At 38.7% G+C, this 25,670-nt stretch carries 22 protein-coding genes; 3 read left to right on the top strand and 19 right to left on the bottom strand.

Features of this window, described 5'->3' with window-relative positions; translation table 11 throughout:
* Positions 1–22: 22 nt before the first annotated feature.
* The 3 genes from H4J56_RS17610 to H4J56_RS17600 all read left to right on the top strand — a co-directional run bounded on the left by H4J56_RS17610 (position 23) and on the right by H4J56_RS17600 (position 1,822).
* Positions 23–190, top strand: a complete 168-nt coding sequence (locus H4J56_RS17610; RefSeq protein ID WP_157470838.1) for a PA3496 family putative envelope integrity protein — start codon at positions 23–25, stop codon at positions 188–190.
* Positions 191–305: 115 nt separating this feature from the next.
* The gene (pdxH, locus tag H4J56_RS17605) at positions 306–977 is read left to right on the top strand and encodes a pyridoxamine 5'-phosphate oxidase (RefSeq protein WP_182259687.1); all 672 of its coding nucleotides are present in this window, start codon (positions 306–308) and stop codon (positions 975–977) included.
* Positions 977–1,822 (top strand): transporter substrate-binding domain-containing protein, encoded by an 846-nt coding sequence (locus tag H4J56_RS17600; protein WP_182259680.1) that lies wholly within the window; start codon positions 977–979, stop codon positions 1,820–1,822. The genes pdxH and H4J56_RS17600 overlap by 1 nt, the downstream gene beginning before the upstream one ends.
* Before the next feature lie 127 nt (positions 1,823–1,949).
* Here H4J56_RS17600 and H4J56_RS17595 read toward each other — a convergent pair whose 3' ends face one another.
* The 19 genes from H4J56_RS17595 to H4J56_RS17510 all read right to left on the bottom strand — a co-directional run bounded on the left by H4J56_RS17595 (position 1,950) and on the right by H4J56_RS17510 (position 25,641).
* Positions 1,950–3,080 carry a sodium ion-translocating decarboxylase subunit beta gene (locus H4J56_RS17595; protein WP_182217347.1) on the bottom strand — a complete coding sequence of 377 codons (1,131 nt, stop codon included), beginning with the start codon at positions 3,078–3,080 and terminating at the stop codon, positions 1,950–1,952.
* A gap of 6 nt (positions 3,081–3,086) precedes the next feature.
* Complete coding sequence (gene oadA, locus H4J56_RS17590) at positions 3,087–4,856, bottom strand: sodium-extruding oxaloacetate decarboxylase subunit alpha (protein WP_182217346.1); 1,770 nt, start codon at positions 4,854–4,856, stop codon at positions 3,087–3,089.
* 10 nt (positions 4,857–4,866) lie between these two features.
* Complete coding sequence (locus H4J56_RS17585) at positions 4,867–5,157, bottom strand: OadG family transporter subunit (RefSeq protein ID WP_182217344.1); 291 nt, start codon at positions 5,155–5,157, stop codon at positions 4,867–4,869.
* Positions 5,158–6,428: 1,271 nt separating this feature from the next.
* A complete protein-coding gene (locus tag H4J56_RS19825) occupies positions 6,429–6,554 on the bottom strand; it encodes a hypothetical protein (protein ID WP_259368204.1) in 126 nt (41 codons plus the stop codon).
* Between the two features lie 227 nt (positions 6,555–6,781).
* Complete coding sequence (locus H4J56_RS17580) at positions 6,782–8,392, bottom strand: GMC family oxidoreductase (RefSeq protein ID WP_182259679.1); 1,611 nt, start codon at positions 8,390–8,392, stop codon at positions 6,782–6,784.
* A 3-nt stretch (positions 8,393–8,395) separates the two neighbouring features.
* A complete protein-coding gene (locus tag H4J56_RS17575) occupies positions 8,396–8,935 on the bottom strand; it encodes a hypothetical protein (RefSeq protein WP_182259678.1) in 540 nt (179 codons plus the stop codon).
* Between the two features lie 121 nt (positions 8,936–9,056).
* Positions 9,057–9,932 carry a D-hexose-6-phosphate mutarotase gene (locus H4J56_RS17570; RefSeq protein WP_182259677.1) on the bottom strand — a complete coding sequence of 292 codons (876 nt, stop codon included), beginning with the start codon at positions 9,930–9,932 and terminating at the stop codon, positions 9,057–9,059.
* 595 nt (positions 9,933–10,527) lie between these two features.
* Entirely contained in the window at positions 10,528–11,796 is a 1,269-nt protein-coding gene (locus H4J56_RS17565; RefSeq protein ID WP_182259686.1) for an amidohydrolase family protein, read from the bottom strand.
* Positions 11,797–11,807: 11 nt separating this feature from the next.
* Positions 11,808–13,232 carry an amidohydrolase gene (locus H4J56_RS17560; RefSeq protein WP_182217337.1) on the bottom strand — a complete coding sequence of 475 codons (1,425 nt, stop codon included), beginning with the start codon at positions 13,230–13,232 and terminating at the stop codon, positions 11,808–11,810.
* Positions 13,233–14,285: 1,053 nt separating this feature from the next.
* Positions 14,286–14,591, bottom strand: a complete 306-nt coding sequence (locus tag H4J56_RS17555; RefSeq protein WP_182259676.1) for a DUF1289 domain-containing protein — start codon at positions 14,589–14,591, stop codon at positions 14,286–14,288.
* Between the two features lie 56 nt (positions 14,592–14,647).
* Entirely contained in the window at positions 14,648–16,177 is a 1,530-nt protein-coding gene (locus tag H4J56_RS17550; RefSeq protein WP_182176065.1) for a SulP family inorganic anion transporter, read from the bottom strand.
* 188 nt (positions 16,178–16,365) lie between these two features.
* Positions 16,366–17,985, bottom strand: a complete 1,620-nt coding sequence (pgi, locus tag H4J56_RS17545; RefSeq protein ID WP_182259675.1) for a glucose-6-phosphate isomerase — start codon at positions 17,983–17,985, stop codon at positions 16,366–16,368.
* A gap of 422 nt (positions 17,986–18,407) precedes the next feature.
* Complete coding sequence (gene galU, locus H4J56_RS17540; protein ID WP_182259674.1) at positions 18,408–19,307, bottom strand: UTP--glucose-1-phosphate uridylyltransferase GalU; 900 nt, start codon at positions 19,305–19,307, stop codon at positions 18,408–18,410.
* Between the two features lie 143 nt (positions 19,308–19,450).
* Positions 19,451–19,579 carry a hypothetical protein gene (locus H4J56_RS17535; RefSeq protein ID WP_259368203.1) on the bottom strand — a complete coding sequence of 43 codons (129 nt, stop codon included), beginning with the start codon at positions 19,577–19,579 and terminating at the stop codon, positions 19,451–19,453.
* Between the two features lie 100 nt (positions 19,580–19,679).
* On the bottom strand, positions 19,680–21,092 hold the full coding sequence (locus H4J56_RS17530) for a phosphomannomutase CpsG (RefSeq protein ID WP_182259673.1): 1,413 nt from the start codon (positions 21,090–21,092) through the stop codon (positions 19,680–19,682).
* A 2-nt stretch (positions 21,093–21,094) separates the two neighbouring features.
* A complete protein-coding gene (locus H4J56_RS17525; RefSeq protein ID WP_182259672.1) occupies positions 21,095–22,501 on the bottom strand; it encodes a mannose-1-phosphate guanylyltransferase/mannose-6-phosphate isomerase in 1,407 nt (468 codons plus the stop codon).
* 69 nt (positions 22,502–22,570) lie between these two features.
* Positions 22,571–23,434, bottom strand: a complete 864-nt coding sequence (locus tag H4J56_RS17520; RefSeq protein WP_182259671.1) for an NAD-dependent epimerase/dehydratase family protein — start codon at positions 23,432–23,434, stop codon at positions 22,571–22,573.
* Complete coding sequence (gene gmd, locus H4J56_RS17515) at positions 23,434–24,471, bottom strand: GDP-mannose 4,6-dehydratase (RefSeq protein WP_182259670.1); 1,038 nt, start codon at positions 24,469–24,471, stop codon at positions 23,434–23,436. The genes H4J56_RS17520 and gmd overlap by 1 nt, the downstream gene beginning before the upstream one ends.
* A gap of 93 nt (positions 24,472–24,564) precedes the next feature.
* Positions 24,565–25,641: a glycosyltransferase family 1 protein gene (locus H4J56_RS17510; protein WP_182259669.1), complete on the bottom strand. Its 1,077-nt coding sequence runs from the start codon at positions 25,639–25,641 to the stop codon at positions 24,565–24,567.
* Between the last annotated feature and the right edge of the window lie 29 nt (positions 25,642–25,670).

The following is a 25,670-nucleotide window of genomic DNA, read 5'->3' as shown; positions in this document are numbered from 1 at the left end:
TAACCGTGAGAAAAACACGATAATGGCAGATGAATATAAAGCAAATGACGAGTCTGATAACTACGACAAAGATCTCGCCACCGGTAAAAAAGCAGATAAAAATAGCAAGGTGCGTAAACGTATCGATGATTTGCTTGAAAAAAAACGCCTTCGTGAAGCATTAGACTTCAGTGATGATTGGGAAATATAGTCATCACTGCATTAACTTTTGATTGCATTAAGCCGATAATCTCTTATTGTCAGATAAAACATTCATGCTACTATCTAACGAACCTATTCTCCCTACATCATTTAAATTTACCGTTATGACATTATTTGAAAAATTACGCTGCTTATTAACATTTGGTCAAGGTGTTGCCTTACCATTGCCCGATATTTCTGAACAAACAACACCCATCGAATTGTTTGGCCAATGGTTTGATGACGCAAAAAAATCAGGCATTTTATTACCTGAAGCTATGTCTGTCAGCAGTTGCGATCAAAACGGTCAACCTAGCTCACGTATGGTGTTGTTAAAAGAGTTTAATGACGATGGTTTCGTTTTTTATACTAATTACGCCAGCCGAAAAAGCCAAAATTTAAATGAGAATAATAAGATAGCCTTATTATTTCATTGGAATGTACTGCAACGCCAAGTCAGGATAGAAGGCAGAGTAGAAAAAGTAACGCCTGAACAATCAGAACAGTATTTTCATAGCAGAGACCGCGGTAGCCAAATTGGCGCATGGGCGTCAAAGCAAAGCTCACCACTGGCGAGTAAAGAAGCATTAAAGCAGAGCGAAGCTTATTACACTAAAAAGTTTGCTGGCCAAGAAGTTCCCTTACCTGAATTTTGGGGCGGTTGGCGAATAAAACCTCATTACCTTGAATTTTGGCAAGGTCGAGCTAATCGTTTACATGACCGTATTTGCTTTGAACAAGAGCAAAATCAAGATGACAAAAAGGTACTATGGCATCAATTTAAATTGAACCCTTAATGGCTATATTTAAATATTCAAACAGTATTTATAAGATGTCTATTTCAAACAACATATCAGTGTTATATAAAGTTGTCGGTGTTGCTGTTTTATGTGCTTTATTTAGCGTTAAATCATTAGCCAACCCTACTAATATTTTAGTTGGCTTGGAGCCATTTCCTCCTTTAGTAAACGAAGACGGCAGTGGTTTTGTTATTGATATGCTTAATGGCCTGCAAGAAAATTCGACACTAACGTTTAATTATCAAATAATGACCTATGCTCGAGCGAAGCTGGAATTAAAAAGTTACCGTATCGACATGGTAGGTTTAACGCCTAAAGATAGTGAAACACAAAGCTTTTACCAATACGCACAAGAGTTATCTTGGCACTTTGACACTACCGTTGATCTTTATTCAACATCCCCCGCTAACTTTGACATCAAAAATTTGCCCGAAGGGAGCATTGGTACGCTAATTGGTAATGCTGATTTTTTCGCTGAATTAGCGCAAGTTCCCAGAGAAAAGTTCGTTGAAGTAAGTAGTTTAGCGCAATTAATTATGATGATGGCACGCGGGAGACTTAAAGTGATACTTTTCGAACGGGTGGCTATGATGTCAACGATTAAAGAATTACAAGACGACCTCTCCACCAAAGTTCCAACAGAATTCAACTCCCCCGAAAGCCCACAAAAAATTTATTATCAAAAGTTTAAAGTTATTGCAGCAAGTCTTGCTGTTGCAAACGATGCAGTAGGAGCAAAGCTAAAAAAACAATTAGATGCCTTGCTGTCTGACGATACCGCTCACTACTTTAAAAAAATAGCCCCTTACGCCAAATTGCCTGATAACGGTATAATTGAGTAAAATATAGCTAAGCCAGCAAAGATGTCATTTGTTGTCATACCTGGGCATTAGCGCAGCTAAAATGAAAAAAAACGGGAAGCAAAGCTTCCCGTTTTTATTAGTTAACGCGTTAAGCGTACCGCAACTCCTATCCCACTAAGGCCAGTAAGATACCTGCCGCAACCGCTGAACCAAGCACACCAGCAACGTTAGGCCCCATCGCATGCATTAATAAGAAGTTGTGTGGATTAGCTTCCAGACCCACTTTATTAGCAACACGTGCCGCCATAGGTACTGCTGAAACACCGGCAGCGCCAATGAGAGGATTAATAGGTGTTGATGAAAGTTTATTCATTAACTTAGCCATTAATACCCCAGAAGCAGTACCAATTGAGAATGCCACGGCACCTAAACCTAAAATACCTAAGGTTTCTATATTCAAAAAGGCTTCGGCACTTAATTTAGAGCCAACCCCTAAACCTAAGAATATGGTGGTGATATTAATTAACTCGTTCTGCGCTGTTGAGCTTAATCGTTCAACCACACCACATTCACGCATCAAATTACCCAAACAGAACATGCCAACTAAAGGTGTTGCTGATGGTAAAAAGAAAATAGTCATCATGAGGACACCTAACGGGAATACTATTTTTTCAATTTTTGTTACTGGGCGTAATTGCTCCATTTCAATTTTACGTTCAGCATCAGTGGTTAATGCGCGCATAATAGGTGGCTGAATAATTGGCACTAAAGCCATGTAAGAATAAGCAGCAACAGCAATAGCACCTAATAATTCTGGCGCTAGTTTTGATGCTAAAAATATCGCGGTCGGACCATCTGCACCACCAATAATAGCAATAGCTGATGCATCTTTAAGCGTAAATTCAATACCAGGTATTGCGTTTAAAGCAATAGCACCAAATAAGGTGGCAAAGATACCGAATTGGGCTGCAGCACCAAGTAATAAGGTTTTAGGGTTAGCGATTAACGCGCCAAAGTCGGTCATTGCACCCACCCCCATAAAGATAATCAACGGGAATATCCCCGTATCAATACCCGCATAGTAGATGAAATGTAATAAACCACCAACTTCTGAAAATCCAGCCAATGGTATATTGGTTAATATCGCACCAAAGCCCATAGGTAATAACAATAACGGTTCAAAGTTACGTGCTATTGCAAGATAAAGTAGCAAACAGCCAACTATCATCATGATCACCTGACCTGACTCGAAGTTAGCTAAGCCAGTAGACAACCAAAGTTTATTTAACGAATCCATTATTATCTATCCTAAACTCAATAAAGCTTGACCAACAGTTACAGAATCGCCTTCTTTAATATCCACTGAAGTGACGGTACCTGAGTTAACTGCACGAATTTCAGTTTCCATTTTCATTGCTTCCATAATGATAACAACTTCACCGGCTGCAACTTCATCACCTTCATTAACTAACACTTTAAATATATTGCCAGCAAGTGGTGCATTTAACGCTTCAGAAGTTGATGAGGACGGTTTTGATGACTGACTACTACTAGGCTGAGTAATTTGGCTAATATCGCCTCCAGGGCCTACAACAACGTCAAACACCTGACCATCAACACTAACGGCATAACTTTCTGGCGCAGTTGAACTTTTAGCGGGTGCAGAGGCTGCTACCGCATCTTCAATCGTAGGCACAGGTTCAAATGCATCCGGATTATTTCTATTTTCTAGAAATTTCAGTCCTATTTGCGGGAACAATGCATACGTTAAAACGTCATCAATCACTTCATCGGCTAAATCAATCTGTTTCTCTTTAGCAAGTTCTTCTAATTCTGCAGTAAGATTATCAAGTTCAGGTTTAATTAAATCAGCAGGACGACAAGTTATCGCTTCAGCGCCATCTAAAACACGCGCTTGCAATTCGGCATTAACTTTATCGGCAGTTGCGCCATATTCACCCTTTAAAACACCGGCTGTTTCTTTAGTGATTGACTTATAACGCTCACCCGTCAATACATTTAATACCGCTTGCGTACCAACAATTTGCGAGGTTGGTGTCACTAATGGGATATAACCTAAATCTTTTCTTACTTTTGGAATTTCAATTAATACTTCATCAAGCTTGTCTGCAGCGCCTTGTTCTCTTAACTGCATTTCCATATTTGTTAACATGCCGCCAGGAACTTGTGCAAGTAAAATACGCGCATCGATACCTTTTAAGCTACCTTCAAATTTGGCATACTTTTTACGAACTTCACGAAAGTAAGTGGCAACTTCAGCAAGCTTAACCATGTCTAAACCGGTATCTCGTTTGGTACCTTCAACAATCGAAACAATCGTTTCTGTCGGTGAATGACCATAAGTCATACTCATTGAAGAAATAGACGTATCGATAACATCTACATCGGCATCAATAGCCTTCATGTGAGTAGCAATACTTAAACCTGTGGTCGCATGACAATGTAAAGCAATAGGTAAAGAGACCGTTTCTTTTAGACGACCAATCAATTCTTCAGCGTCGTAAGGTTTTAATAGACCAGACATGTCTTTGATACATAAAGAATGCGCGCCCATATCTTCAATTTGCTTAGCCATCGTCAGCCAACCTTCAAGGGTATGCACTGGACTCTCGGTATAGCTTAATGTGCCTTGCGCATGAGCGCCGACTTTTACTGCTGATTTAATCGCTGTTTGTAAATTACGTACATCATTCATTGCATCGAAAATGCGAAACACGTCAATACCGTTAACATGAGCACGTTCAACAAACTTCTCGACCACATCATCAGCATAATGACGGTAGCCTAAAATATTCTGACCGCGAAATAACATTTGTTGTTTAGTTTTTGGCATCGCTTTTTTTAATGCGCGTAAACGTTCCCAAGGATCTTCACCTAAATAGCGAATACAAGAGTCAAACGTAGCACCACCCCAAGACTCGATTGACCAAAAACCAATTTCATCAAGTTTTGGCGCAATGGGTAACATATCCTCAAGGCGTAAACGAGTGGCGAGCAATGATTGATGACCATCTCTTAAAACAACTTCAGTGATACCTAATGGCTTTGTCATGAGTTTATTCCTATTTAGTTTTATGGTTGCTTAAGGGTTGATTATGTTGTTTTCGGTATTGCGATACAGCAGAAGTAATTGCTGCCACCACTTTAGGTGAAACACCATCAACATTTTGTTTTGTTTTTTGATTTGAGCGGGTAGATCTTGTTTGGATAACGGCATCTGGAAATTTGATGGCGAGGCGTTTTAAAACGACATTAATAAAAACAATCATTAATCCCAAAAAGATAAAAACGAAGACCATGCCAGCAAACATTAACGTGCCCGCTTCTACAAATAATTGATTTAGGTGTTCCATGAAAAGTCTCATTCAAACAAAAAGTTTTATTAGAATAATCACTCCAATGCCTAAAAAGCAAACTAATTATTGCAGTTTCATAAAAATAATTTCGTGTCAATCTAGATTAGAGTAAATATTCAGTATTTTTAGCATTTTATTAAGAAAAAACTGTATATTTACCATATTGTATACAATATAGTATTCTTATATTGCTGAGCTAGCGAGATAAAAACCAGTATAATATACAATATACATATAGCTTTCGTTTATTCTAAATATGTGCATAAATATATAAAGGGGGTTTAATTAACAAATAATCAACTGCTTTAGCATGTGTATTGAATAGCTATTTTGAACAAAGTAAACATAAGATACCCCAGCCAAAAACCCTGAATGCTACCCATAACCCTGAACACATATCCGTCATCCTGAACTTGTTTCAGGACCTGTACTTAGAACCAAAAAAACAGATGCTGAAATAAATTCAGCATGACGACAAGAGTGTTAAGCGAGCACTGTTAACCTTAACAACCACCGTAGTCCTAAACACAACACCATCATATTGAACACGACACCGTCATCCTGAACTCGTTTCAGGATCTGTACTTAGAACCAAAAACACAGATACTGAAATAAATTCAGCATGACGACAAGAGTGTTAAGCGAACACCGTCATCTTGCTCACAAAGCCTTGCCCTGAACACAACACCTTCATCCTGAACACATCTCCGTCATCCTGAACTTGTTTCAGGATCTGTACTTAGAACCAAAAACGCAGATACTGAAATGAATTCAGCATGACGACAAGAGTGTTAAGCGAACACCGTTATCCTAAACACAAAGCCGTCATATTGAACTTGTTTCAGGACCTGTACTTAGAACCAAAAACGCAGATACTGAAATGAATTCAGCATGACGACAAGAGTGTTAAGCGAGCACTGTCATCCTGAATAATCTCCGTCATTCTGAACACAACACCGTCATCCTGAACACGACACCGTCATCCTGAACTTGTTTCAGGATCTGTACTTTGAACCAAAAACGCAGATACTGAAATGAATTCAGTATGACGACAAGAGTGAAAAGCGAGCACTGTTACCCTTAACAACCACCGTAGTCCTGAACACAACACCATCATCTTGAACACGACACCGTCATCCTGAACTTGTTTCAGGAACTGTACTTAGAACCAAAAACGCAGATACTGAAATGAATTCAGCATGACGACAAGAGTGTTAAGCGAACACCGTTATCCTAAACACAAAGCCGTCATATTGAACACATCGCCTTCATCCTGAACTTGTTTCAGGATCTGTACTTGTTTCAGGACCTGTACTTAGAACCAAAAAAGCAGATACTGAAATGAATTCAGCATGACGACAAGAGCGTAAAGCGAGAACCGTCATCTTGCTCACAAAGCCTTACCCTGAACACATCGCCTTCATCCTGAACACATCTCCGTCATCCTGAACTTGTTTCAGGATCTGTACTTAGAACCAAAAACGCAGATACTGAAATAAATTAAGCATGGCAGCAAGAGAAATCAATTCAACACGATGAAAATTGTGCTAATAATTATAATTCGGTCTATTTTTCATTGTAAGTTTAGTTGTTTTCTTGTCTAACGCCAAAAATAAAACCTTTATAATTCATTCAATTTTTTAGCAAGTTTGGTCGCTTGTTTACAAACTAAACTATAAATAGAAAGTTGCGGGTTAGTACCAATAGATGTGGGAAAAACAGAACCATCAAATACCCATAAATTATCTAAATAATGGTACTTACAATCACTATCGACTAAGCATAGTGCTTTGTTTTCACCCATCGCTAAGCCTCCCATAACGTGAGCGCTACCAATTAAGTTGTTGCTTACTTTATGCTCAAGTTCATTAAAACCGGCTTTAAAAGACTCAAAGCTTTCAAACCATTGTCCGTGTTGATGTGCGGGGCGAACTCTTTTAGCACCAGCAGCAAACTGCACTTCAGCCATAGACAAATAAGCGCGTTTAACCCCATCAAATAAATAATCATTCATCGGATAATCAACAATCGGGCTACCGTCATCAGAAAGCGTTATTTCAGCGCCTTCACTATCAGCGTCAAAGCCATCACGTAACAAGGCTAACATTGCATGGGTATTATTCAGCTTTGCCATATCCTCAACATGTTTAGTGCCGTGGCCCATTAACATAATTGATGACATAGCCGGGTGTAATGGCGGTACCTCTAACTTATAACTTAACGGCCCGGTAGCACCATTTTGCCATTGATAATGATCACTATAAATAGTTTGTGGCGCACCATAAAAGGGCGATATTTCTTTATCAAATTGAGCAAAGGAGAAAACAGTTGGATGCAAAAAGGTTCTTTTACCAATACGATTATTCGGATCTGGCGCTTTAGAGCGTAACATCAGTGCTGGGCCGTTAATCGCACCAGCTGCTAAAATAATATAAGGTGCTTTGGCGATGATTTTCTTCGCTGTCTTTTTCTTATTATCATCGAGCGCAAAACATTCTACGGCTGTTATTTTATTATTCTCAATAATTAACCGTTCGACACGAGCTTGATAAAGTAATGTGGCACCATGTTCAAGCGCATCTGGGATAGTGGTAACTAGCATCGATTGTTTTGCGTTGGTCGGACACCCCATACCGCAGTAACCTAAGTTCCAGCAGCCTTTGACATTGCGCGGAATAACTTTCCATGGAATATTGAGTTGCTCACAACCTTCTTTTAGCACCGTATTATTTTCATTCGCTCCACCTTGCCATGGCGTGACATTTAGGCGCTTTTCCATTTGTTCAAACCAAGGGACCATATCGCTGCTACTACAGCCTTTTACCTGAAATGTTTTTTGCCAATAATCTAGGGTTGGTGACGGTGTTCTGAAGCTTGAGGTCCAGTTGATTACCGTAGTTCCGCCAACACAGCGCCCTTGCAAGATACCAATGCCACCATCTTTTGTGGCTCGCCCAGCATTTTCTTGATACAAATCGGCATAGGCAGTTCGTTCATCCATTTTAAAGTCACGGGTCGACTTTAATGGCCCTTCTTCTATCATCAACACCTTTAGCCCTGCCTGTGCCAATATTTCAGCACTTGTGCCACCACCAGCCCCAGTGCCAATAATAATGACATCAGCGCTAATAATATTGGTATCTAGCTGATTAGCATTGACCGTTTGCTTAGTGATCGCTTTATTTGCTGAGTACGGATCGCTAATACCACGAATTTCAGAGACTATTTTCACGTTTTATTCCTGCGATGGATATATTTTAGGAGGGCCTGGGTATCCCGCTTGTAAATAATTTTCTGACTGAGCATACCAACTCATAATAATCAGCTTACCTAAAGAAGCGTAGCCAGTACGTTTTAATGAAAATAGGCTATTTTTCCAACCTTGTAGGAAGCTTTCAATTTCTTTCGCTGAGGTTACGTTCCAATCACTGGTCGGTGCACCAACAAGATAACGAAATGTCGTCGATGACATTAAATCAAACAGCTGCCGTAATTGCTTTTGGGAGTGTTCACCTAAAGTAATGATTTGTTGGTCAACAGCCATTAATAAGCGCACTCCAGCGTCTTTAGCTAATACACCAGGATAGTTACTCTTTAACATAATAGGGGCAAGCGCTAATAAAAAATCAGCATCAGATGCTTGAAGAAAATCAAATTTTTGTAGGTTTTTTGTACTTGGGTTGGCTAGTGCTATAGCAGACAAGCTACTGCCAACCAACAAGATGGCACTGCCAAGCAGACTAACTTTAAAGAATTCTCTACGACTTGTATTCACACAGCCACCAAAATTATAAAAGGTAATACCAACTGGTATTACCTGTTAATTAATCATCAAAAGATAAAGGATAATAGCGACAAAGTCTAGTGGCTTAAATTGAGTGCTGTTTTTGATGTGTTTATGTTAGCGTGACTTTCTGCCCGATCATCACGGTCTCATTCGCTTGGACAACTTGCCTGTCAGTATTAGCTGCCTCTAAACAAACAAATTCTTTTTCAGCACCAACATGAAGATCCTTCATTCGCTGAGCAACCTCAACGCCGGGATTCCATAAAACCCACTGCTGACAATTTGTTGACGATACATTAAGCGTTCTTTGCCATTGTTTATCTTCGATTAAGCATTGTTGGTTAGTGTAATAAATACGATCAACTTCACCCAGACAATTTTCTAAAGCAGCAAGCTGCTGTTCTTTACCCGTAACTTTGTCATCAAAGGGAAACTCAGCTAACGGTGCTACCGTAATATTTTCTGGTGCACTAACGGCGAAGTAACTGTGTAATGCCGCTGAATATTCAAACGACTTGGATGATAAATTACTAATAAATAATTTTTGTTCAAATTGTTCAGAAAAAACCAACTGCTGCTTCAATTGGTATTGATGAGGCCATAATGGGTGCTCATTTTCTCCAGACAAAGATAAAGTTACCGTAACCCTGTCTTTAGCAACGATCACGTCATTAAGTTGCCAATTTCGTTGACGAGCAAAACCATGATTACCCGCTTTTTCACCGCTAGGTGCTTGATATGGACCAAACCATGGCCAACATAAAGGGATCCCACCTCTAATAGGCGTTCCCTGTTCAAAAATAACGTCATCACTAAGCCAAAATACCGCTTTTTGGTTAGCGGGTTGCCAAGCGAGAACGTGACCACCATATAAACTTATTTTTGCTGTACAAGTATTATGGATAATTTCTAGTGCATTTATCTGATCGGTAAGCGAAACTTGCTTAATTTGACCAAATTCATTTTCAGCAATAATTGATGACATACAACCCCAAGCGGTATTTAGAAAGTAATAAATAAATCATTATAACGATAATACAAATAACCGTCATCTTGAATACTACTTCGTCATCCTGAACACTACTGTGTCACCCTTATACCAACACCGTCATCCTGAACTTGTTTCAGGATCCGTACTTATAACCACAAAGACCAGATACTGAAATAAATTCAGCATGACGACAAAAAGGCTACACGATTACCGACTCCCTGATACCAACACCGTCATCCTGATACCACTCTCCGTCATCCTGAACTTGTTTCAGGATCTGTACTTATAACCAAAAAGACCAGATACTGAAATAAATTCAGCATGACGACAAAAAGGCTACACGATTACCGACTCCCTGATACCAACTCCGTCATCCTGAACTTGTTTCAGGATCTGTACTTGTAACAACAAAGACCAGATACTGAAATAAATTCAGTATGACGACTAGATAAATAAATTCAGTATGTCGACTAGAGAAATAAACTCAGCATCACGGCAAAAGTGCTAAATAACAAAGCGCAAAAAAAAGGCATTAAACGAATTATCGTTTAATGCCTTTCGCCATAAAATAGCAAACTGCCAATAAGGGTTACTTCGTGTAACCTCTTGGCATATCACTCTCAGTGGTATAGCGTTTACGCAGTTTGTCTTGACGACTCTGTGTTGAGGTCTCTTTGCCGTTAATCCACATTTTATCTACTTTCGTACTAAGCTCGAAAGGGTCTGCACTCCATAAAACTAAATCGGCTTTTTTACCAACGGCAATACGACCCGCATTAATGTTAAAAGCATCGGCAACATTGGCAGTAACAGCGGCAAGTGCTTGGTCTTTAGTTAAACCATTAGCAATTGCATTACCCGCTTCAAAACGCAGCTGATACAAGTTATGTGCGTCGCTTATGGCTAAAGCAACATTGATACCTGCTTGAGTTAATTTCGCCGTATTGTCTAAAGATGAATGTAGCGAATCAAAACTACTTGGTAAGTTATCTAAAGCGCCAAATATAACTGGGACTTTCGCTGTAGCTAATTGCTCGGTAATTAATATCGCATCAGCACCGCCAGCAATCACTAAATCAAGATTAAACTCAGCTTTTAATTTCAGTAATTCGAGTAAGTCCGTGGCGCGGTCAGCATAAGCTACAAGCGGTTTATCACCGGCTAATAAGGCGTTGATAATTTTTTCATCACGCTTTAATTCTTTTGGTTCTTTTTGCTTCTCGTCAGCCTTTTTATCTTTTTTCGCTGTTTTAGCGTCTTCAGCAACCTTGGTTAAGGCTTTTTGGGCGTCTTCAAGCGTGTAACGCAGTTTTTGTAAGTTTAGAGCGCGTGAACCACTGCTTTTAGCACCAAGATCTATGATGACGGCATTTTCTTTAATGTAAACACTGTCAAACTCGCCTGAGAGGTCTGTTACAAAGGTTTGCCCTTTGAACATACTATCACCACCGCTAGGCACTGAAACGTTACTGGTGATACCACCTTTGCGTGTATAAGGCACAACCGTTGAGCGTGGGTTAAAAGCGATTGATGCATCAAAAGTGATGTCTGCTTTTTTATCACTAGCATCACGGGTTCTTGATACGGCATTCACCTCAACCAAACCTAATGAATTCATAGAACCAATTAAACCCGGTGTCAATATTTTCCCCATCGCATCGAAGGTTACATCAGCAACAATTTTTTCAGGGTTAATCGCAATAATTTTTCCGTCATCAATAACAACCGTGGCATTTGTTAAAACGCCCTGTTCAGTAACCGTATGAATAGTGGCATTGGTTATTGCTAAACTTTCTGCGTTAGCATGGCTTATTGCCGCTAAAGCAAGTGCAACTAACGAGGCTTTAAATAACTTAATTTTTTTCATGATTACTGCCCTCCCTTTTTAGGTAAAGCAGGAACTTCAGCTTGCCCTAACATAAAGTCACTTGTTGCTTGGTATTTATCATCAAAACGGTCATACACTTTTGCACCATCAACAAATACTTGTTCAGCTTGTGCATAAACGCTGAAAGGACTTTGATTCCAAAGCACTACATCCGCATTTTTACCCGCTTCTAAACTACCGGTTTTATCATCAATACCTAAAGATTTAGCTGCATTTAAAGTGATCCAACGAATAGCTTCTGCAGGTTTTAAGGCAAAACCATTCTCGTTAGCACGGTACATTACTTTACCTGCTTCTTGGTTTAAACGCTGAATAGTACTGTTTGAGTCTGAGTGAACAATCGCACAAGAGTTTTTCACCGCGTTAACAACCGCAACGTTTTCGTGGATCATGTCGTAAGCTTCCATTTTGAAACCCCACCAATCAGGCCACATGGCTGCACAGTTTCCATTTTCAGCTAATAAGTCAGCAATTTTGTAACCTTCAATCGCATGATGAAAAGTCCCTGACTGGTAATTAAACTCTTTACCCAGATCAATCATCATCGCCATTTCTTCAGCTTTGTAACAATGATTGTGAATTAAAATTTCACCGTCGAGCACGCCACGAAGGGTATCAAGCTCTAAATCTCGTGCTGGCGCTAAAGGATTTTTCCCCGCTTCATAGTCACGGTCGTATTTTTCCCAGGCATGTTTATACTCAGTCGCTTCTGCCCAAGCCATGCGGTAACCTGCCATGTTACCCATACGAGTTGAGGGTAATATTTTACGGCTACCGTAAACACGCTTAGGGTTTTCACCACAAGCCATTTTTAAACCATAAGGCGCTTCTGGAAATTTCATGCCTTGCATCGTATGGCTTGATACATTACGAAGCGTTACACCACGTCCACCAAATAAATTAGCAGAGCCAGGTAAGATTTGCATTGTAGTAACACCGCCAGCACGGGCAGCATTAAAACCAGGGTCTTGTGGCCAAATACTGTGTTCAGACCAAACTTCAGAGGTATTGGGCGAACTCATTTCATTACCGTCTGAGTGTGACTCAGCCGACGGGCTTGGATAAACCCCTAAGTGCGAATGCACATCGATAACACCAGGCGTAACCCATTTATCTGTTCCATCAATTTCGACAGCACCCGCAGCGGACAAGTTTTTGCCCACTTGAGATATTTTTCCATCAGTCATCAACACATCAGCATTATCAAAACGCTCACCATTACCAATTAATACCGTGGTATTTTTGATTAATGTAGTTTGCTTAGGTAGAGGTTGATAAGTACTCGGATAAGGGTTTTTATTAATAGACACTTTTGGGTCTTGCTGCTCAGACTCTAAACAGCCAGATAACGCGAGTGATACGCTAAGCGCCAACAACGTAGGCGCGATGCTTTGCTTGATATGCATTTAATGCTTCCTGTGCGGATTATTATTTTGGGGTTTAATAGTCAACAATAAAATGATTTGAACAATACGGCAAGTGAACCTGAGCCAATTACGTCCAATGGTTATACATTCACGGTGAATGGAGAATGAAGCAAATAAATAAGAGTATTTCAGATACTAAAAGCACATAGTAAATTTGCCTTCTGTTTTTTGCTCACTCCCATGCCGTCATGCTGAATTTATTTCAGTATCTGGTCTTTGTAGAACAAGGACAGATCCTGAAACGAGTTCAGGATGACGGAAAGTGGTTTGTTGATGATTCGCATTGTCTCACTCCCATGTCATCATGCTGAATTTATTTCAGTATCTGCTCTTTGTAGAACAAGTACAGATCCTGAAACGAGTTCAGGATGACGGAGAGTGGTTTGTTCACGATTCGCATTTTCTCACTCCCATGTCGTCATGCTGAATTTATTTCAGTATCTGGTCTTTGTAGAGCAAGTACAGATCCTGAAACGAGTTCAGGATGACGGTGTTGGTATCAGGGAGTCGGTAATCGTGTAGCCTTTTTGTCGTCATGCTGAATTTATTTCAGTATCTACTCTTTGCAGAACAAGTACAGATCCTGAAACGAGTTCAGGATGACGGAGAGTGTTTTGTTGATGATTCGCATTATCTCACTCCCATGTCGTCATGCTGAATTTATTTCAGTATCTGGTCTTTGTAGAACAAGAACAGATCCTGAAACGAGTTCAGGATGACGGAAAGTGGTTTGTTGATGATTCGCATTGTCTCACTCCCGTGTCGTCATGCTGAATTTATTTCAGTCTCTGGTTTTTGTAGAACAAGAACAGATCCTGAAACGAGTTCAGGATGACGGAAAGTGGTTTGTTGATGATTCGCATTATCTCACTCCCATGTCGTCATGCTGAATTTATTTCAGTATCTGGTCTTTGTAGAGCAAGTTCAGGATGACGGTATTCGTTCAGGACTGAATTATTCGTGAAAGGTGAAATATTTGTTCAGAATAACAACGTATTTTCTAGACTCAAGAGTCTGTTGAGAATGATAGTCTTAGAGTTCAAAGTCACCAAAATCGAGATCTGTTGAGGGATCTGGCTTTGCTTTTGATTGGGGTTCAAGTAACGAAGGTTGTTGCGTTTCTATCTGGGTTGGAATAACTTTAACTTTCGGTTTGGCATTTTTACGTTTTTTGCGTTGCAAGCAGCGTTTAACTACTTTTTGTTTGTTATCAGACGTTAAGTTTATCCACGTGTGGCGTTCTTCACGCGTACGGTAACAGCCAAGACAATTGCCTTTTTCATCAGACTGACACACACCCACACAAGGGCTGGGAACATCAAAAAACTCTAATTGCATAATAACCTTCGGCCAAACTTAAAAAGCCTATACATAATGTATAGGCTTGTATCATATTAGTCTAATTTATCAGTAGCAATATGATAGTCAGGGTCTTCAATCACGTTGATTTCAACTAGACTACCCGCTTTGGTTAATAACTTTGTACATTCACTGCTTAAATGTCTTAAGTGCATGGTTTTGCCGCGCGACAAATAACGGTCAGCTAAGGTATCAATCGCTTCAATAGCAGAATGGTCAACAACGCGTGAATTTTTAAATTCTACGATAATGTCGCTACTTGCTTCATCCATATCAAACTGCTCTAAAAAGTTTGAAACCGAACCAAAAAACAATGGTCCTTTAACATCATAAACGGTTGAGCCATGCTCGTTAGTTGAACGATGCACAGTAACGTGTTTTGCGTGTTCCCAAGCAAAAACTAACGCTGAGACAATAACACCAACAACAACAGCAATAGCAAGATCTGAATAAACAGTAACACCTGAGACAAGAATTATCACAAAGGCATCAGCCTTCGGCACTTTGCCTAAAATGCGGAAACTCGACCATTCAAAGGTACCAATAACAACAATAAACATAACGCCAACTAAGGCCGCTAGAGGGATTTGTTCAATTAAACCTGAGGCAAATAAAATAAAGCCAAGTAATGCTAGTGCCGCAGTAATGCCTGAGGCTCGACCTCGACCACCTGAGTTCACGTTGATCATTGATTGACCAATCATTGCACAACCACCCATACCGCCAAAGAAACCCGTAACAGTATTTGCTGCACCCTGTGCAATACATTCTTGGTTACCACGACCACGAGTACCGGTTAACTCATCAATAAGGGTTAACGTTAATAATGATTCAATTAAACCAATCGCTGCTAATACGATAGCGAATGGAAAGATGATTTTTAACATTTCTAAATCAAATGGTACGCTAGGTATGCTAAATGTTGGTAATCCGCCGGCTATAGAGGCAACATCACCCACTAACTTAGTATCGAGATTAAGGCCAAAAACTAAGAATGACACAGCAACTATCGCGACCAATGTTGAAGGTACCGCTTTAGTTAACTTAGGGAAAAAATGAATAATTGCCATGGTTAAAAGAATTAACCCTGCCATGGTATAAAGAGGTGCTCCTTGCATCCATTCTAATTCACCCGCGTCATTAGTAAATTTGAATTGACCAAGCTGAGCTAAAAATATAACGATAGCTAAACCATTAACAAAGCCAAGCATAACGGGATGGGGTACTAAGCGGATAAACTTACCCAGTTTAAATATACCAGCAAGAATTTGCAGTAAGCCTGTTAATACCACCGTAGCGAATAAATACTCAACACCATGAATAGCCACTAGACTCACCATGACAACAGCCATAGCGCCGGTTGCACCAGAAATCATGCCAGGGCGTCCACCGAAAACAGAGGTAATTAAACCCACCATAAAAGCAGCATATAAACCAACAAGAGGGTCGACACCAGCAACAAATGCAAAAGCAACAGCTTCGGGCACTAGCGCTAAGGCGACGGTAAGTCCTGAAAGAACATCGTTCTTCAGGTTAGAAACTTTACTGGCATGTAATTCGAACATTGCACTCTCATTTTATGGATAGTGGGGTGTAACCTGACGACGTCCTAATAATAGGAAAACTTAACAAGAAGCGTTAATTGACTTATTTGAGGGTATATCAAGGTAAAAGCGCGGGAATACTATAGATTTGCCGTGAAAAAGTCAATAACTAGCCACTTTTATGACTAGTTATTGTTCATATTTGAATGCTATTTATTAGTAGAACTATTAAAACGTTTGATTAGATTTTGACTTGAAGCTGACAGCATTGACATTTCGCCACCATTGATTGCTGATAAAATACTGTTGCCTAATTGTTTGCCCAGTTCAACACCCCATTGGTCAAAAGAATTTAACTGCCAAATAACACCTTGTACAAAAATTTTATGCTCATAAAGTGCAAGCAAGGCCCCTAAATTTTCGGGTGTCATTTCTTCAAGTAATAACGTGTTACTAGGTGTATTACCTTTCATGGTTTTATGTGGCGCAAGTGTAGAAATTTCGTCAGCTGTTAAGCCTGCGGCGTCAAGTTCACCTTCAACTTCTGCTAAGGTTTTACCGCGCATTAACGCTTCACTTTGCGCAAAACAATTAGCCACTAATACTTGATGATGCTCAGGCAAATTGCTCGCGCCTTTTAAACAGACAATAAAGTCGGTAGGAATAATGTCATCGCTTTGATGCATTAATTGCATAAAAGCATGCTGACCATTTGTCCCCTCTTGACCAAAAACAGTGGGGGCGGTTTGCCACGCTAACTTCTCGCCAGTATTAGACACTGACTTACCATTACTTTCCATATCAGTTTGTTGTAGATAACCGGGTAAAGCCCGCAAAGAATGGTCGTACGGTAAAATAGCAAGGCTTGAATACTGCAAAGCATTACGATTCCAAATACCAAGCAGTGCCATTAACACCGGCATATTCTGCTCAAAGGGAGCATTTTGAAAATGCTGGTCCATTTGATAAGCGCCCTGCTTAAGCTTATTAAAATTTTCATTGCCAATAACTAGCGCCAGCGGTAAACCAACAGCAGACCAAAGAGAAAATCGTCCGCCTACCCAATCCCACATCGGAAGAATGTTTTTTTCTAAAACACCAAACTCAGTCGCTTTAGCAATATTAGTACTAACCGCAAACCACTGTTTTTCAATAATATCAGAACAAGTTGAATGTTTAAGCATCCAATTTTTAACCGCTAATGCGTTAAGTAAAGTTTCTTGGGTGGTAAAGGTTTTAGAAATAACAACAACCAAGGTGGTACCAACATTCAGCTTAGCGAGTTTCTCTTCAACTGCAGCGCCGTCAACATTGGCAATAACATGGGCATCCAAGCCGGTGGTATGAAAAGTACTTAATGCAGAAAGCGCCACTTTAATACCGTAATAAGAGCCACCAATACCAATCGCGATAATATCAGTGAACTTTTCACCAGAAGCTGAAAGTAACGTTCCCGAACTAATATCATTAACAATGTCGGCCATGTGCTGCTCAGTGGCAATAACTTCGTCAGCTTGTACACCTAATATCGCTTGTTTTTTTTCATCTGGGGCACGAAGAACGGTATGAAGCACGGCACGCTTTTCAGTGTTATTGATAACCTCGCCACAGAACTGCGCGTTGATTTTTTCAGCTAAACTAGACTTTTCTGCTAATTCAAAAAGCTGATTAAGTTCTGTTACGTTAATGTTTTGTTTAGAGAAGTCGAGGTATAGACCAGCATTGCTAGTTGAGTATTGATCAACACGGCTTTGGTCAGTGGAGAACAATGAAACAATTGCCCGAGACTTAGCCGCTTTCGAAAGCGCTGATAAAGAAGATATATCCATATTTATACTTTTCTTATAGTAAATTTAAAATAGGTGAAGGCTCGTTATTCTGTGGGATAACCGTTATCCTGATACCAATAACGTCATCATGTGGGATAACAGTCACCCTGATACCATCACCGCCATCCTGAACTTGTTTCAGGATCTGTACTTACAACAACAAAGACCAGATACTGAAATAAATTCAGCATGACGACAAAAGTGCTAAACGATTAACGACTCCCTGATACCAATAACGTCATCCCGTGGGCTAAACGTGATCCAGTTGGATCATCATCCTGATACCAACGCCTTCATCCTGAACACTACTCTCCGTCATCCTGAGCTTGTTTCAGGATCTGTACTTGCAACAACAAAAACCAGATACTGAAATAAATTCAGCATGACGACAAGAGTACAAAGTACAAAAGAAAAAATAGACGTTACTTCATCAAGTCGGTTAAATATGCTCTGAAATCATCAGCTAATTCTGGGTGGCGTAAACCGTATTCAACATTCGCTTTCATATAGCCTAGTTTAGAACCACAGTCATGTGACTTACCTGTCATATGGAAAGCTTCAACCGTTTCTTTTTCCATTAACATCGCAATAGCGTCAGTTAATTGAATTTCATCACCAGCACCTGGAGGGGTTAACTTTAATAAATCCCAAATTTTCTCAGAAAGGACATAGCGACCAACAACGGCTAAGTTTGATGGCGCGTCTTCCATCGCTGGTTTTTCAACAATAGCCGTCATAGTTTTTGACTCACCTGGGGCAAGCTCAACACCACCACAATCAACCACACCATAACTACTTACTTGCTCCATTGGCACAGGTTCAACCATAATCTGGCTGTAGCCACCCACTTCGTTATAACGCGTTAACATCGCCGCTAAATTTTCGGTTTTCAAATCTGCTGTAGCATCATCTAAAATAACATCAGGAAGTACCACAACAAAAGGTTCGTTACCAATAATAGGACGGGCCTTCATTACAGCATGACCCAAGCCTTTCGCTTCACCTTGACGAACATGCAGTATGGTAACGTCTTTCGGGCAAATCGCTTGAATCTCTTCGAGCAACTGACGCTTTACACGATTTTCTAAAGTAGTTTCTAACTCGAAGGACTTATCAAAATGGTTTTCAATCGCGTTTTTTGAAGAATGGGTAACTAGCACAATTTCCTTAATACCCGCCGCAACACATTCATTAACGATGTATTGGATCATCGGCTTATCAACAATAGGCAACATCTCTTTGGGAATAGCTTTAGTAGCTGGTAACATCCGAGTACCTAGGCCTGCTACAGGTATTACTGCTTTTGTTATTTTGTTTTGCATTCTCATCCTTAAAGTATTATTAATAACTTATTGTAAAGAGTCTTTAATTTATTGTCACTACTAATAAATAAGAAAATAATCTATCAACAAAAAATAAAAAACGATATCAGTTGATATCGCTTTTGTAGTTAGCTAGTCCTGCATTATTTGTATTGGGCAGCTATACAGTTTTGATAAGAACCATCCATTACCGACTGCCACCATTGCTCATTATTTGAATACCAAGCAACTGTTTTAGCAATGTCAGTTTCAAATATTGGTTTTAGTTTCACCGATAATAGCATTGCTGCTGATAATGCCTACGTAACCTGTGCTTGTTATAGTTATATTGATATCATTTATTTGAAAATAACATTAAAATCTCAAGTGTATTTACGTTCTTAATAAAATTAAAATTTCTTCAGTTTTAACACTCATCAACTCAACATTACCTTTAGACTCTACATTTAACCTAACTACGGGCTCGGTATTAGAGCTTCGCAAATTAAAACGCCATTCTCCATCAGCATCAATAAATTCAAGAGATATTCCATCAGTGTAATCAACCGATACGGCATTAGCTTGATATTTTTCTAACACCCGTGCAATTGCTAACTTAGGGTCTTCAAGTTTTAAATTAATCTCCCCTGAAGATGGGTAAGCTGTAATGCGCTGAGCAACAGCATCTGATAACTTGAGGTTTTTAACACAAAGTAGTTCAGCGACTAATAACCAAGGGATCATTCCTGAATCACAATACATAAAATCACGAAAATAATGATGGGCAGACATTTCACCACCATAAACAGCATCTTCACTGCGCATGCGTTCTTTAATAAAAGCATGGCCGGTTTTACATAGTACTGGCTCTCCACCAGCAAGAGTGACTACATCAATAGTGTTCAAAGTTAAACGTGGATCATGAATGATTTTAGCTCCTGCATTTTTTTGCAAAAATGCTTCAGCTAATAACCCTACGATGTAATAACCTTCTATAAATTGACCTTTTTCATCAAACAAGAAACAACGGTCAAAGTCACCATCCCAAGCAATTCCCATATCTGCTTTATGTTTAAGAACGGCATCTATTGTGTCTTGACGATTTTCTATTAAAAGAGGGTTAGGAATTCCATTAGGGAAATTACCATCAGGCTCGTGATTTATCTTTATAAATTCTATTGGTACATGCAAGGAAAGAAACTGTGCTTCAAGGGCGTCAATCACATGACCTGCAGCACCATTACCCGAATTAACAACAAGCTTAAGAGGCTTAATATTTTTAACACTGATGTAAGTTAGTAAATGCTGCACATAGGCATAAAGGGTCGAACTTAATTGGTAACTGCCGCGCACTAATGCTTTTTCAGCAAAAGCTTGAGTCTCAGCAAGTGTTTGAATATCAAATAGCCCCGTATCACCACTAATTGGTTTTGATTCGCTCTTCACCAATTTCATACCATTGTAATCCATAGGATTATGACTTGCGGTAACTTCAACACCACCATCGACATTCAAATGTGATGTAGCAAAATAAATTTCTTCAGTACCTGTCATCCCTAAATCAATGACGTTCACGCCGGCATCCATCAAACCACCAGCTACGGCAAACTTTAATTCTTCAGAGGTTAAACGAATATCACCACCAACAACGACCGTTTTTACTTTATTGTCATCGCTAAGTAAAAATTCACCATAAGCGCGGCCAATACGATAGGCGATATCATTATTTAATTCTTCACCTAATTGCCCACGAATGTCATAGGCTTTGAAGCAGGTAAGTGTAGTACTACCTATAGTTGCAGGCATTACTAGGCTCTCCCGTAATTATCTTCAAAGCGAACAATATCATCTTCGCCTAAATATGAACCCGACTGAACTTCGATTAACTCTAACTCTACTTTACCTGGATTTTCTAGGGCATGTATTACACCAATAGGAATATAGGTGGATTGGTTTTCAGTTAATAAAATAGTTTTATCGCCGTTGGTCACTTTTGCCGTACCTGAAACTACCACCCAATGTTCTGCACGATGATGATGCATTTGTACTGATAATTTAGCGCCAGGTTTTACGGTAATACGTTTGACTTGAAAACGTTCACTACTATCAACAGAGTCGTATTTCCCCCAGGGGCGATAAACTTCACGGTGAGACTTGAATTCGCTTCTATCTTGAGCTTTCAATTGATTAACAATATTTTTTACCTTTTGTACCTCTGACTTTTTCGACACTAAAATAGCATCTTTAGTTTCAACTACCACTACATCATCCAGACCAATAACAGCTACTAATTTATCTTGGGCATTTATGTATGAATTTGTAGTATCAATAGCTAAAACATCTCCTTTGAATGCATTACCACTTTCATCTTTATTTTCAATTTCCCAAAGTGCAGACCAACTACCAACATCACTCCAACCACAATCCATCGGTACAACAACCGCTTGAGTGGTTTTTTCCATAACCGCATAATCGACAGAATCATCAGGACAAGCTTCAAAAGCTTCTTTATTCACCCGTACAAAGTCAGCATCAGATTGAATATCTGCCATAGCTTTTTCACATGCTTGATATATATCAGGACGATGTGCTTTCAATTCCTCTAAATAACGGCTAGCTTTGAATAAAAACATACCGCTGTTCCAGTAATAATTACCGCAATCAATATAACGTTCTGCAGTTTGAGAGTCTGGCTTTTCAACAAACTCAGATACTGTAAAAGCAGCCCCATGAATAGCTTCGCCACGTTTAATGTAGCCATAACCCGTTTCAGGTGCTGTAGGCACAATGCCAAAAGTAACTAACTTACCTGTCTTTGCATGCTCACTTGCTTGATGAACAGATTGACAAAATGCAGCATTATCAAGAATTAAATGATCAGCGGCCAGTACTAATAACAAAGCATCATTACAATCTTGTAAAGCTTTAAATGCGGCTAACGCAATTGCGGGTGCAGTATTACGGCCAACGGGCTCTAATATAATGCCGCTATTAGCAATATCATTAGCACGAAATTGTTCCGCAACTGAGAAACGATGTTCTTCATTACAAATAACCATAGGTGGTTGGTGTTCAATACCAACTAAGCGTAATGCTGTGCTTTGCAACATTGAATGTTCACCATGTAAAGTTAAATATTGCTTTGGAAAAGTCTGACGCGATAAAGGCCATAATCGCGACCCTGAGCCGCCAGCCATAATTACAGGTAAAATCATTTATTATCCAAATTTAGTTTTAATTTATTTATTTATTTATTTATTTATTATAGTGATATTAGTGAAGATTTATTTCGAGTTATACATCCACCGCAGGGTTTCTTTAATAGACTTACGATCATCTATGTCTATAATTGTTCGTAACAATTGGTCATCACCACATAACCTTATTATCTCATTATCTCTTACAAAGTCAGGATTAACCCGGACATCAATCGTATAACCAGATAATTCGTTTAATTCATGAATAATATCACGGAGGGATAACATGCTCCCTGAGCAAAAATTGACATTTAAATTAACTTCTTTTGAGTCAAGAGCTTTTACATACCATTGGGCAATGTCTCTCACATCTGAAAAGTCTCTATATACATCTATGTTGCCTAATTCTATAAAAGCTTTATTTTCTTGAAAGTGTTTGATTATCTTAGGAACTAAAAAGTGCTCTGCTTGCCCAATACCAGTATAATTGAATGGACGACAAATCAATAAAGGCAATTTATTTTTCCATTGCCGTGCCGCCATCTCCATAGAAAATTTCGATATACCATAATGATTTACTGGTTCAGGTTTTTGACTCTCACTAATAGTTCCTTCAACATTCCCATATATATTTGCAGAACTAGCTAAAACGACTTTACGAAGGTTTAAACCAGACTCATCTAATGCTCTAAGTAAGTTTAAAGTTCCAAGTAGGTTTGTTTCATATATTTCATTAATATTAGTATTACCAACAAACGATAATGCTGCCAGATGAATTACATAATCAGGTTTTACTTTATTAACCAAATTGACTACGCTATCATAATTTCGTAAATCAACGGATTTATCTACATTATCAATAAATGAAAATCCCTGAGATTTTAGCTCAGACAAAACATAAGCACCCGTGAAACTTGAACTTCCTGTAACTAAAACCGTTTTATTAGACATTAATTAGAAAACCCTGATTCATTACGAACTAAATCAGCTTGCACCATCATTTCACATAACTCCTCCAAAGTTGTTCGGGGCTGCCAATCTAACTCATTATTAGCTTTAGTTGGGTCTCCAATAAGTAATTCAACTTCTGCAGGTCTATAGAATTTAGGATTGACTCTTACAACTATTTTATTAGAAGAAATATCTTTTGCTACTTCATTCTCTTCTGTTCCTGACCATTCAAGAGCGATGCCTACTGCTTTGAAAGACATAGTAACAAAATCTCTTACTGTTTCGGTTCTGTTTGTTGCCAAAACATAAGTATCAGGCTTATCAGCTTGTAACATACGCCACATTCCTTCAACATAATCTTTAGCAAATCCCCAATCACGTTTAGCATCAATATTACCAAGCTCTAAAACGTCTAGTTTTCCTAATTTAATTTTCGCTACTGAATCTGTGATTTTTCGAGTTACAAACTCTTTACCACGAAGAGGTGATTCATGATTAAATAAAATACCACTGGTAGCAAACATTCCATATGACTCACGATAATTAATAACCATCCAATGAGCATATAATTTAGCAACACCATAAGGGCTTCGAGGATAAAAAGCAGTAGACTCTGTTTGAGGGATTTCTTGCACCTTGCCAAACATTTCTGAAGTTGAAGCTTGATAAAATTTTATTGATGAATCTACAATTCTAATTGCTTCTAGTAAATTAACAGCACCGATACCAGTTATTTCTGCAGTGGTAATAGGTTGTTCAAATGAGACACCTACAAAACTTTGTGCAGCCAAATTATACACTTCATCTGGCTTACACTTCTCTATCAAGCGAATACTATTAGATAAATCCGTTAAATCAAATTCAATTAATTCAAGATTAGGATGTTCTAATACCTTTACTTCTGCCAGTCGCCAGAAATCAACACTACTTGTTCTTCGGTACGCGCCAAAAACTTTATAACCTTTACTTAATAACAACTCAACTAAGTATGCGCCATCCTGCCCGGTAACACCTGTTACAACCGCTGTTTTATTCATATTCTTTCCTATAGATTAAATAGCATATCAAAACTGCTTTTTTAATATGTTAAATGAAAAACTTATTTTTTAAAAACATAACTAACTAATTACTTAAAGATTTTTACTTTTCTTCGAAATAGAATCCATTATTGTTGAGTTAAAGGATTTGAATATATGATCCCAAGAATAAAAGTTAATTATTTCTTCTCTTATACTGTCATCGCAGCTATTCAATTTCAGCGAACTACGTAACTTATCGCTTATATCTTTTGGACTATTAGGATCAAAGTAGATTGCTTTGTTCAAAGTAATCTCCTTGAATACATCAATATCAGAGCAAACAACATTACAACCCAATTGATACGCTTCGATTAAAGGCATACCAAAGCCTTCATAAAATGACGGAAAGCAAAAAACTTTTGCTCTACTATACATTTCACATAGTGTTTTTTCAGATATTTGCTCTAAAAAAATAATATTATGACCTTTACTTTCAAGTTTTGAGGCTAAATTAACTATTTCGTCTTTAAGGCCGTTGTCTGAGCCAACAAAAGTAATATTCAAAGACCCCTCACATAGCTCTATCGCTTTGATTAGGTTTATGTGATTTTTTCTTTTTTCAAAAGTTGCTACATAAAGAATGTCTATATCACGCTCATTATTCTGATATTCAATCTTTTTATCGTCAATCCCACAGTAAGAAACAATAATATCGCTTTCTTTAATTGAACAGTAATTTTGAATTGCTTTAGATGTAAACTCACTAATAGTTATTACTTTGTCGGCACTAGCCAATTGCCTCTTTTGAAATGATTCGGTGAGAAAACCAAGTCCCCCTCGCCCAAAACCATCAAAATTTCTCAGGTCGTAAATCGTTTGAAAATGGTAATGCCTATAGCTGAAAAAAGGTATAGGCATAAAATCGTTCACAAATATTCCTTTAGGTAGCCTAGCTAATTTAAAAGAAAGCTCAAGCCAAGAAACCATTCGTTGGAATTTATTTGAATACTCTTTAATAAATATACAATTTTCAATGGGGCACCAAATGGGTCTATTATTAAAAGTTATAATACATTTAAAATTATTTGTATGTTCCTTTAAAAGGCGTTTTCCAATTTCGTCTAAACGCTTATTCGCTCCGCTAGAAAAATCATTTAGATAATACAACGAAGAATAATAAATATTCATAAAAGCCTTTATTAGTTAGTTAGTTAGTT

It is taken from the genome of Colwellia sp. BRX8-4 (genome assembly GCF_014077345.1).
In the GTDB taxonomy this organism is placed as follows: Bacteria; Pseudomonadota; Gammaproteobacteria; order Enterobacterales; family Alteromonadaceae; genus Colwellia_A.
The sequence above is the reverse complement of the archived record's forward strand: the minus strand, read 5'-3'. Positions and strand labels throughout refer to the sequence as shown.